We start from the raw sequence: 9,995 nt of genomic DNA, 5'->3' as shown, positions 1-9,995 counted from the left end.
CAGCGTGGTTTAACGGGGCCTGATAGATCAAAAGCAACGTCAAAAGCAGGGCAACAGCAAGATCAAAAGCAGTTGGATTTAGTGCGTATCCACCAGCCCCAATTCCCGCGCTTGCGCAATCGGATCGCTGATGGCTTTGATGCGGTTGGCTTCGGTGATCAGACGTGCGCGCTCAGCGGCCGGAATATCGTCCAGCGGCAAGCTGGCCACCCGTTGTTCGTAACCCGCCAACACCAGCACCAACAACTCATTACGCTGATGCCGTGGCAACGCGCGGGGCGATTGGGTGACGGGGGCGATGGTGTCCAAGGCCTGCTGCGCCTGGCCGCCAAGGGCGTAGGCCAGGGCCAGGTTGCAGCGGCTGTCGAGGTCGTCGGGTTGCAGGCCCAGGCTTTTGGCGAACGCGGTTTGTGCCGCGACGGCCTGGCCGTTCAACACCTGGGCAATGCCCAGTCGGGTGTAGGCGACCGGCGACTGGCTGGCCTCGGCGGCCTGGCCCAGGGCGGTCACGGCGCGTTGGCTTTTGCCAAGGCGCAGTTGCGCGGTGCCCAGTCCCAGCAGGGCGTCGGCGTTGTGGGCTTGAAGGCCGAGGGCCTGTTGGAAGGCGCGCTCGGCACCGACCGCGTCGTTGCCGTCGAGCCGTGCCTGGCCGAGTTTGAGCCACAAGTCGATGCTTGCGCCCGGTTGCTGGGCCGCACGTTCGTACAGCGCCGCCGCGCTGGCGTAGTCGCCGCGTTTGTTCAGGTCGTCGGCCAGCTTCAGCGAGCGGTCGGAATCGCTCGGCGCAGTATTGGAACAGGCAGCCAGCAACAGGCTGCCGGCAAGCAAAAAGTGTTTGGTCATCGTCACAACTCGTTGGGCGAAGGCGGACGTCATGTAAGCATATTTTCCATGGCGCTCCTATGTCTGTCGGTGCTGTTGGGTGCCTCGATCGCCCACGCCGACGAAGAGCCCGAATGGTTCGCCAAACCCTACGCCTATGTGCTGGTGGACCAGGACGTGCGCGCCGCCCTCGAAGAGTTCGGCCACAACCTCGATATCCCGCTGGTGCTCTCCGACAAGGTCCGCGGCAAGGCCCGCAGCACCGTGCGTGCAGCCACCGCCGGGGAGTTTTTGCAGACGCTGTGCAGCACCAATGGCCTGACCTGGTATTTCGACGGCAACCTGCTGTACCTCAATGCCAGCGATGAAATCACCACCAGGCTGTTCAAGGCCAGCGCCCTGAACCTGGATCAGTTGCAGGCCTATCTGAACAACCTCGATGTGTTCGGCCAGCAGTTATCGATGCGTAACGGCCCCGAGGGCGATGAAGTCTTCGTCTCCGGGCCGCCGCCGTACCTGGCGCTGGTCCAGCAGCATGTGGATCACCTGCAGCCCAAGGCCGCCGCGCCTGTTGTGGCGCGCGAGCACGGCGTGCGGGTGTTTCGCGGCGCCCAGGTGAGCACTGAAACCCCTTGATTCACCCCAACCCCAGTAAAGGAGCATGACCATGTCCGTAACCGCCGTAGACAGCAACCTCGCCCCCGGTGGCGCCAGCCCTGAAGCCAAGTTCAACGCCGCGGTGGACAACGCCAAGAGCGCCGATAAACCGGAGATGACCGACGCCGAATTCACCGATGCCCTGATCACCCAGGCGGTCACCATCGGCGGCCAATTCATCATCATGCCCAAGGCCCAGGAAATGCTGAATGACGCCATGTCCGATGACGACGAAGAGTAGGGCGCACCCATGACCATCAGTCTCGCTGCCAGCGCCACGGCCTTGCCGCCGTCCGCCGGCGCGGGGCCCGCCGGGGCCTCGCAGAATCTGTTCGAGCACATGGCCAATACGGCCAAGGGCATGCCCGAGGGCGCCAGCCCCCATCAGATCGGCTCGGGGCTGATGGAGCGCCTGAACAGTTTTATCGACCGCTCCCGGACCTTTTCCGAGCGCGCCGATTTGCTCACCAATAACCCCTCGGCGCCGCCGCAAGTGGCCGCTGCGGATATCCGCACCTCGGGTGCCTCGCCCAACGCAGAACCGGGCAAGAAAGTTGCCGAGCAGCAGGTCGACCAGATCGTCCATTCACTGGGCAAGATGTTCGACTACTCCATCGAAACCCAGATGGTGGTGCGCGGTGCGACGCAGATTTCCGGTTCCGCCAACACGCTGCTCAAGGGTCAATAACGCCATGCCAAGCCCGAATCGTGCCCTGCGCCTGCTGCTGATCGGCGTGCTCGCCAGCCTCTTGCAGGCCTGCGACATGGACCTCTACACCAACCTCAGCGAGCGCGACGCCAACGCCATGGTCGCGGTGCTGCTGCGCGACGGCATCCCGGCGACGCGCAAGGTGCAGGACAACGGCCAGTTGAAAGTGGTGGTCGACGAACAGCGCTTCGCCGAGGCCATGACCCTGCTGGACAACGCCGGCCTGCCGCAGCAGAGCTTTTCCAACATGGGCGAGGTGTTCAAGGGCAATGGCCTGGTGTCGTCGCCGGTGCAGGAGCGGGCGCAGATGATCTATGCCTTGAGCGAAGAACTGTCCCACTCGGTGTCGCAGATCGACGGCATCGTCTCGGCGCGGGTGCACGTGGTGCTGCCGGACAATGACCTGCTCAAGCGGGTGATTTCGCCGTCGTCGGCCTCGGTGCTGGTGCGCTACGACCCGGGCACCGACATCAACACGCTGATTCCGCAGATCAAGACCCTGGTTGCCAACGGCATTTCCGGCCTGAGCTATGACGGTGTGTCGGTGACCGCGATCAAGGCCGCGGTGTCCATCAGCCAGAACCCGGCGCAACCGCGACTCGCGCGTTTCATGGGCCTGTGGCTGTTGGAAGACAACCTCAACCAGGCGCGGTTGCTGTTCGGTGGCTTGCTGCTGCTCGCCCTCGGCGCGGGTGGTGTGTTGGCCCGCCAGCAATGGGCGCGGCGCCAGGCCCAGGCGTTGTATGTGCTCAAGGAGGGTGAATGAGCCTGGTTGAGCGTTGGCAGGGGCTGATCGCCCAGCCGTTGCAGTTTGTGCGCGAGCAAAGCCTTGGCGAGTGTTTTGGCGAAGGCCTGCCGGTCGAGGTGCTGCAAGCCCTGCATGGGCAGCCGCGTTTTCGCTCGCGGCTGGAGCAACTGCTGGCCAGCCATTATCAGCTGGCGCCGCTGGCGCATCTGGTCACGCCGCCCGCCGCTGATTTGCCGGTGCTGCTGCTGAGCCCGGCGCAATTTGCGCGTCTGCCCAGGCTGTGTGGTGCGATCTGGCATGGCTCGACCCTGAGCCGGGAGATCCGCCGCGAAGTGGTCAATGAATTGCGCGAGGGCCTTGGCCAGGAAGCCTTTGCCCTGGCCCTCGCGCACCGGCAGTTGGGCGGCGCGGCCGACCTGCTGCGCGAGCCCGCCGAGTTGATCGACGCCATCGACCGCGATGGCCTCACCTGTGTCGCCGCCTGGCTGCAAGCCCAGCCTGCCGAGTTGCAAGGCTGGCTGCCCCTGCGGTTTGTCGCACCCAAGGGCTACAGCGGGCGCTTGCCCCGCGACCTGGAGATCGTCCAGACCGTCGCCGCCCGGTTACTCGCCGAGGAGCTTGCCCATGAGTGAATTACCCAGCCGTCCGGCCGCGCGGATTTTGCGCGCCGATGAAGCGGCGTTATGGACCGATGGCTTTGCCTTTGTGCAAGCCGCCAGGGCGCACGCCGAGCAGATCAAGGCCGACAGCGACCAATGGCTGCACACCGCCCGCGCCGAGGGTTTTGAAAGTGCGCGCCGCGAAGGTGCCGAACAGGTTGCACAGTTGCTGCTGGAAACCCAGGCCCAGGTCCAGCATTACCTGGCCGGGCTTGAGGCGTCGCTGGCGGACCTGGCCCTGGGCATCGTGCGTGAAGTACTCGGCGAACTGGATGACACCGACCGCGTGGTGCGTTGTACACGCCAGGCCCTGAGCGCGTTTCGCCAGGGCCAGGCCTTGACGTTGTGGGTGCCGCCCGCCGAAGTGAATGCCCTGCGCCCACAGTTGCTCAAGGACGGCATCGCCGTGGAGGCCGATGCGCAACTGGGCGCCGGCCAGGCCCGCCTGAGCAGCCCGGCGGGTTCGGTTGAGCTGGGGCTGGAGGCGCAACTGCAAAGCCTGCGCCGCAGCCTGTTGCCCTTTGCCGAAGAGGGCGTGGCATGAACCTCGATCAACTGCTGCCGCGCCTGACCGAGCGGCTGTCCCAGGCCCGCTTGCGTCCGATGCAGGGCACGGTGCTGAGCATTCGCGGGGTGTTGCTGCGGGCCAGCGTGGCGGGCGCGAGCATCGGTGAGCTGTGCCACCTGCGCGACCCGGTCAGTGGTCGCAGCCTCAGCGCCGAAGTGATCGGTTTTGATGGCGACGAAGCGATCCTGTCGCCCATCGGTTCCATGGAAGGCCTGTCGACCCGCACGCAAATCACTGCCACCGGCGAAAGCCTGGGTGTGGCCGTGGGCGATGCGCAATTGGGGCGAGTGATCAGCCCCATGGGCGAGTTTCTCGACGGTGACGGTGTACCGCCAACCCTGAACCTGCAGACCTACCCCTTGCATGCCGAGCCACCGGCCCCGTTCTCCCGGCAATTGATCGTGCGCTCCATGGCGTTGGGCATCCGCTCCATCGACGGCTTGCTGACCCTCGCCCAGGGCCAGCGCATGGGCATCTTCGGCGAGCCCGGTGTGGGCAAATCCTCCTTGTTGGCGAGCATCATCCGCAACAGCGAGGCCGATGTGATTGTCATCGGTTTGATCGGCGAGCGGGGCAGGGAAGTGCGCGAACTGCTGGACGTGCAACTGGACGCCACGGCCCGCGCACGCACCGTTGCTGTCGTCGCCACCTCCGACCGCCCGGCCGCCGAGCGGGTGCGCGCGGCATTTGTCGCCACCACCCTGGCCGAGTACCACCGCGACCAGGGCCGCAATGTACTGCTGTTGATGGACAGCCTCACGCGGTTCGCCCGCGCCCAGCGCGAAATTGGCCTGGCCGTGGGTGAACCGCCGACCCGCCGCGGTTATCCGCCGTCGTTTTTTGCCACCTTGCCCAAGTTGCTCGAGCGCGCCGGCCCGGGCCCTGCCGGCAGCATCACCGCGCTGTACACCGTGCTCACCGAAGGCGACGCCGCCAGCGATCCGGTGGCGGAGGAAGCGCGTTCGATCCTCGACGGGCATATCGCCCTCAGCGCCGAACTGGCGCAGCGCAACTATTTCCCGGCGGTGGACGTGCTGCGCAGCCGCAGCCGCTTGATGGAGCAGGTCGCCGGTGACGAACACAAGCGCCTGGCGATGCGCATCCGTGAATTGATGGCGCGCTACGGCGAGATCGAAATGCTGATCCGCGTCGGCGAGTACTCCGCCGGCAGCGACCCCCTGGCCGACGAAGCGATCACCCGCCATGGGGCAATCGAAGCCTTCCTGCGCCAGAACGCCGACGAACCCAGCAGCCCCGAACACACCTTGATCCGCATGCGCCAGGTGCTGGCATGAGCCCGAAAGCGCAGCAAGCTCCAGTGTGGGAGCTGTCGAGCTTCAGCGAGGCTGCGATGGCGTCAGCACAGCCAACATCAATGTTGCCTGACCCACCGCTATCGCAGCCTCGCCGGGGCTCGACAGCTCCCACATTCGATCTTCATGCACTCAGTGAGTGCGCTGTTGGTATGACGATGGAGAAAAGAACCGATGAAGACTGAACAACTCCGCACCCTGCAAACCCTGCGGGTGCTGCGCGAACAGCGGGCGGCGAGCCAGTTGGCGGCGCAACAGCAACGCTGCGCGCAAACCCGCGGCGCCTTGACCGACGCCAAGGAACAACTGCGCCTGCACCGTGAGGCCGTTGCCCATGAAGCCGGCGAGATTTACGCCTCCCTCACCGAAGGCCTGTCGGTGGCCAGTTGGCAGGCCGCCCAGGATCGCCTGCGGGGCTTGGCCGACGATGAGCAGGTGCTTGAAGGCGACGTCAGCCACGTGTCCAGTACCCTGCAAACCCAGGAGCGTGAGCGTGAGCTGTTTCGCCAGGAGCGCCTGAGCCGCCAGCGCCAGTCCGATGCCTGGCAAAGCCTGCTGGACGGGCGTGAAAGCAGCGAACGGGTGGCCGGCGAGCTGCGTGAAGAACAAGGACTCGGCACATGATCGTGGCCCTTGCCGACCCGTTGGCGCCCTGGCTTGAGCACTACGACCCGGCGCTGCTCACGCTGCATAACCAATTGCACCGCCGGCGCCATGCGTGGCAGGGCCGCTGCGCCGGGCAGGATCTGAGCGTCGCCTGGGCCGCCGATCCCCAGCCGCTGAAAACACCCCGGGATGTGTTGCTGTTGCTCGGCCAGTCACCGGTGCGCTTGCGACTCTCGGCTGCCGCCCTGGAACAAGTACTGGTGCCGCTGGCGTTGCAGTTCGACGCGCAAGTGCTGCCGGCATTACCGCGTTCGCTGCTGCTGGAACTGGCCGTGCTGGACCTGATCGAGCGCCTCGAACCGTTGCTCGGCCACCCCGTGCAACTGCTCGAAACCAGTGACGACCTGCGGCCTTATGCAGTGCATCTGGCACTGACATTGACCTTCGGCAACAACCCGCCGATGGCCGCCCAACTGGACTTGAGTGAAAGCGCTGCAGTGCTGGTGGGCCAGTTGCTGGAGCAGCACGGCCAGATCGACGCCGACCCGTTGCCGGCGCTGCGCCACACGCTGTCGGTAGTGGCCGGGCGGCAATGGTTGAGCCTCGGCGAGCTGCGCAGCCTGCAGCCCGGCGATGTGCTGATGCTCGAACCCGGCAGCGGCTGGCTGCTGGACCTTGAGGGCCGCCTGCAAGCCCGCTGCCAGCGCGACGGCTCGTCGCTGCAGGTGCAGGAACCTCTGAACACGCCCCTTTTGGACATGGAGAACACAATGACTGACGTCGATGCCGCCGCGGCCCTGGACGATTTGCCCCTCAAGCTGGTGTGCCAGGTCGGCAGCCTGGAACTGACCCTGGCGCAACTGCGGGAACTGGGGGCGGGCAGCCTGCTGCAACTGAATACGCCGACCGTGGATGGCGTCGACCTGATGGTCAACGGCCGTCGCGTCGGCCAGGGCCAACTGGTGAAAATCGGTGACGGCCTGGGCGTGCGCCTGCTGAGTTTCGCCACCCCATGACCGGTTATCAGCCGAACCTGATCGAGATCATCCTGGTGGTTGCCACCATCGGGTTGATCCCGTTGGCGGTGGTGACCCTCACCGGCTTCATGAAAATCTCGGTGGTGCTGTTCCTGATCCGCAACGCCCTGGGCGTGCAGCAGACGCCGCCGAACCTGGTGCTGTACGGCATCGCGCTGATTCTCTCGGTGTACGTCACCACGCCGTTGATTGGCGACATGTACCGCCAGGTAGAGGGCCGCGACCTGAATATCGAGCACGTCGAGCAACTCAAGGACCTCGGCGACGCCTTGCGCCCGCCGCTACAGGCGCACCTGGCACGGTTTGCCAACGAGTCCGAGCGCGGCTTTTTTGTGCAGGCCACCGAGACCATCTGGTCGCCGGAAGCCCGTGCCGACCTGCGGGATGACGACCTGGTGGTGCTGATCCCGGCGTTTGTCAGTTCGGAGCTGACCCGGGCCTTCGAGATCGGGTTCCTGCTGTACATCCCGTTCCTGGTGGTGGACTTGCTGGTGTCCAACGTGCTGATGGCGATGGGCATGTCGATGGTCTCGCCGAACCTGATTTCGATCCCGCTGAAAATCTTCCTGTTCGTGTCATTGAGCGGCTGGTCGCGCCTGATGCACGGTTTGATTCTGAGTTACGGCTGAGGCACGACCCATGGGCCAGGACGTTTTCCTGTCATTGATGAAACAGGCACTGATGACCGTGCTGATGCTCTCCGCGCCTGCGCTGGGGGTGGCGATCATCGTGGGTTTGAGCGTGGGCCTGTTCCAGGCGCTGACCCAGATCCAGGACCAGACCCTGCCCCAGGTGGTGAAGCTGGTGGCGGTATTGTTGACTATCGTGTTTCTCGGCCCGGTGCTGGCCGGGCAAGTGGCGGAACTCGGCAGCCAGGTGCTGGACAATTTTCCCTTGTGGACGCGCTGACCGCCCATGGATGCCAGCCTTACCGCACAGTTTCTCGAAGTCGCCTACCCGGTGATCAGCTCGGCCTCGCTGGCGGCCTGCCGGGCCATGGGCGTGGTGGTGATCACCCCGGCGTTCAACCGCCTCGGGCTCACCGGAATGATTCGCGGCTGCGTGGCCGTGGCGATTTCGATCCCGATGTTCATGCCGGTGTTCGACGCCATGACCTCGATGCCCAACCACGACAGCCTGTTTATCGCCGGGTTGCTGATCAAGGAATTCCTGATCGGTATCCTGATCGGCCTGTTGTTCGGCATTCCGTTCTGGGCGGCGGAAGTGGCGGGGGAGTTGATCGACCTGCAGCGCGGTTCGACCATGGCGCAACTGGTGGACCCGTTGTCCACCGGGGAGTCGAGTGTGATGTCCACCTTGCTGACGGTGATGTTGATCACGCTGTTCTTCATGTCCGGCGGTTTTATCCTGATGGTCGACGGTTATTACCACAGCTACCAGCTGTGGCCGGTGACCGCGTTTACACCGGTATTTGCCAGCTCGGCGTTGCTGGCGGTGTTGTCGATTCTCGACCAGATCATGCGCGTCGGGGTGCTGATGGTGTCGCCGCTGATCATCTCGCTGCTGGTCACTGATTTGATGCTGGCGTACCTGTCGCGGATGGCGCCGAACCTGCATATTTTCGACCTGTCGTTGCCGGTGAAAAACCTGTTTTTCTCGATCCTGATGGTGATCTACATCGGCTTCCTGATTCCGTTGATGCTGGACCAGTTGGCGGAATTTCGCGGCACCGTGGAGCTGCTGAAAACCCTGGCGGGCATGGAGTAGCGCATGGGCGATACCAGCGAAGAGAAGTCCCAGCCGGCCACGGATAAAAAACTCAAGGACGCACGAAAGAAAGGCCAGGTCGCCAAGAGCCAGGACTTGGTCTCGGGCATGGTCATCCTGTTCTGCACCCTGTGCATTTCCATCCTCGCGCCCCGGGCCCAGGCCCAGGTCACGGCGCTGATCGACCTCACTGCGCAGATCTACATCGAACCCTTCGCCACGGTTTGGCCACGGGTGCTGGACCATGCCGAGCAACTGGTGATCGGCATCACCCTGCCGGTGATGGCGGTGACCACCGGGGTGGTGATCCTGACCAATATCATCACCATGCGCGGCTTTGTGTTTTCCGTGGAGCCAATCAAGCCGGAGTTCAAGCGTATCAACCCGGCGGAAGGCTTCAAGAAGCTGTTTGCCCTGCGCAACTTTGTGGAATTCATCAAGGGCCTGATCAAGGTGCATGTGCTGGCCGTGGCGTTCTACGTGGTGGGGCGGCATGCGTTGCAAGCGTTGATGGAGTCGTCGCGGTGTGGCGCGGGGTGTATCGAGTCGACATTTTTCCTGGTGCTCAAGCCGCTGGTGTTTACCGTACTCGCGGCCTTCATCCTGGTGGGCGGGGTGGATGTGTTGATGCAACGCTGGCTGTTCGGCCGCGACATGAAAATGACCCGCAGCGAGACCAAGCGCGAGCGCAAGGACATTGACGGCGACCCGTTGATCAAGAGCGAACGGCGACGCCAGCGCCAGGAGATGCAGGCGCTGGCCACCAAGCTGGGGTTGGGCCGGGCGTCGATGATGATCGGCACCACCGATGGCTGGGTGATAGGCGTGCGTTATGTGCGTGGTGAAACGCCGGTGCCGGTGGTGGTGTGCCGCGCTTCGCCGGAGGAAGCGTTGGGGATGTTGCAGGAGGCGTTTGATTTAGGGATACCGCAAGCGCCGGACAAGGGCTTGGCGGAAGCGATTGCGCGCAAGACGGTGCCGGGGGATCCGGTGCCGGATGCTTCGTTCCAGGCGGTGGCGGACTGGTTGGTGGCGGCGCGGTTGATCTGACGATCTTGAGCCGAACACCGATCAAAATGTGGGAGCGGGCTTGCTCGCGAAGGCGGTGTGTCAGTCACTGAAAATGTTGACTGACCCACCGCCTTCGC

General features: G+C 64.3%; 14 protein-coding genes. 13 read left to right on the top strand and 1 reads right to left on the bottom strand.

The genetic code is table 11. From position 1 onward, the window contains the following. Nucleotides 1–78: 78 nt before the first annotated feature. Complete coding sequence (locus tag HX786_RS15415) at nucleotides 79–843, bottom strand: tetratricopeptide repeat protein (protein ID WP_008433171.1); 765 nt, start codon at nucleotides 841–843, stop codon at nucleotides 79–81. A gap of 48 nt (nucleotides 844–891) precedes the next feature. On the opposite strand from HX786_RS15415, the gene HX786_RS15410 reads away from it, so the two are divergent. From HX786_RS15410 to HX786_RS15350, 13 genes are all read left to right on the top strand, one after another. Further along, nucleotides 892–1,458 (top strand): type III secretion protein, encoded by a 567-nt coding sequence (locus HX786_RS15410; protein ID WP_177070347.1) that lies wholly within the window; start codon nucleotides 892–894, stop codon nucleotides 1,456–1,458. A 31-nt stretch (nucleotides 1,459–1,489) separates the two neighbouring features. Continuing rightward, a complete protein-coding gene (locus tag HX786_RS15405) occupies nucleotides 1,490–1,720 on the top strand; it encodes a hypothetical protein (protein WP_003208330.1) in 231 nt (76 codons plus the stop codon). Between the two features lie 9 nt (nucleotides 1,721–1,729). After that, the gene (locus HX786_RS15400; protein WP_177036589.1) at nucleotides 1,730–2,167 is read left to right on the top strand and encodes a hypothetical protein; all 438 of its coding nucleotides are present in this window, start codon (nucleotides 1,730–1,732) and stop codon (nucleotides 2,165–2,167) included. Between the two features lie 4 nt (nucleotides 2,168–2,171). After that, complete coding sequence (gene sctJ, locus HX786_RS15395) at nucleotides 2,172–2,954, top strand: type III secretion system inner membrane ring lipoprotein SctJ (protein WP_003208326.1); 783 nt, start codon at nucleotides 2,172–2,174, stop codon at nucleotides 2,952–2,954. Then, nucleotides 2,951–3,568: a hypothetical protein gene (locus tag HX786_RS15390; RefSeq protein ID WP_003208324.1), complete on the top strand. Its 618-nt coding sequence runs from the start codon at nucleotides 2,951–2,953 to the stop codon at nucleotides 3,566–3,568. Before sctJ ends, HX786_RS15390 begins: the two co-directional genes overlap by 4 nt. Next, nucleotides 3,561–4,139, top strand: a complete 579-nt coding sequence (locus tag HX786_RS15385) for a FliH/SctL family protein (protein ID WP_008433162.1) — start codon at nucleotides 3,561–3,563, stop codon at nucleotides 4,137–4,139. The genes HX786_RS15390 and HX786_RS15385 overlap by 8 nt, the downstream gene beginning before the upstream one ends. Further along, nucleotides 4,136–5,458, top strand: a complete 1,323-nt coding sequence (locus HX786_RS15380; protein ID WP_102369491.1) for a FliI/YscN family ATPase — start codon at nucleotides 4,136–4,138, stop codon at nucleotides 5,456–5,458. The genes HX786_RS15385 and HX786_RS15380 overlap by 4 nt, the downstream gene beginning before the upstream one ends. A 192-nt stretch (nucleotides 5,459–5,650) precedes the next feature. Continuing rightward, complete coding sequence (locus tag HX786_RS15375; protein WP_102606212.1) at nucleotides 5,651–6,100, top strand: hypothetical protein; 450 nt, start codon at nucleotides 5,651–5,653, stop codon at nucleotides 6,098–6,100. Beyond that, a complete protein-coding gene (sctQ, locus tag HX786_RS15370; RefSeq protein ID WP_102369489.1) occupies nucleotides 6,097–7,098 on the top strand; it encodes a type III secretion system cytoplasmic ring protein SctQ in 1,002 nt (333 codons plus the stop codon). The genes HX786_RS15375 and sctQ overlap by 4 nt, the downstream gene beginning before the upstream one ends. Beyond that, on the top strand, nucleotides 7,095–7,748 hold the full coding sequence (gene sctR / locus HX786_RS15365) for a type III secretion system export apparatus subunit SctR (RefSeq protein ID WP_003208316.1): 654 nt from the start codon (nucleotides 7,095–7,097) through the stop codon (nucleotides 7,746–7,748). Before sctQ ends, sctR begins: the two co-directional genes overlap by 4 nt. 10 nt (nucleotides 7,749–7,758) lie before the next feature. Continuing rightward, on the top strand, nucleotides 7,759–8,028 hold the full coding sequence (gene sctS / locus HX786_RS15360; RefSeq protein WP_003208314.1) for a type III secretion system export apparatus subunit SctS: 270 nt from the start codon (nucleotides 7,759–7,761) through the stop codon (nucleotides 8,026–8,028). Between the two features lie 6 nt (nucleotides 8,029–8,034). Further along, nucleotides 8,035–8,847, top strand: a complete 813-nt coding sequence (sctT, locus tag HX786_RS15355; protein WP_178912301.1) for a type III secretion system export apparatus subunit SctT — start codon at nucleotides 8,035–8,037, stop codon at nucleotides 8,845–8,847. 3 nt (nucleotides 8,848–8,850) lie between these two features. Continuing rightward, entirely contained in the window at nucleotides 8,851–9,897 is a 1,047-nt protein-coding gene (locus HX786_RS15350) for an EscU/YscU/HrcU family type III secretion system export apparatus switch protein (protein WP_003208311.1), read from the top strand. Nucleotides 9,898–9,995: the final 98 nt, after the last annotated feature.

Origin of the sequence: Pseudomonas sp. 21615526 (assembly GCF_013386245.1) — a bacterium.
Taxonomy (GTDB): Bacteria; Pseudomonadota; Gammaproteobacteria; order Pseudomonadales; family Pseudomonadaceae; genus Aquipseudomonas.
The sequence above is the reverse complement of the archived record's forward strand: the minus strand, read 5'-3'. Positions and strand labels throughout refer to the sequence as shown.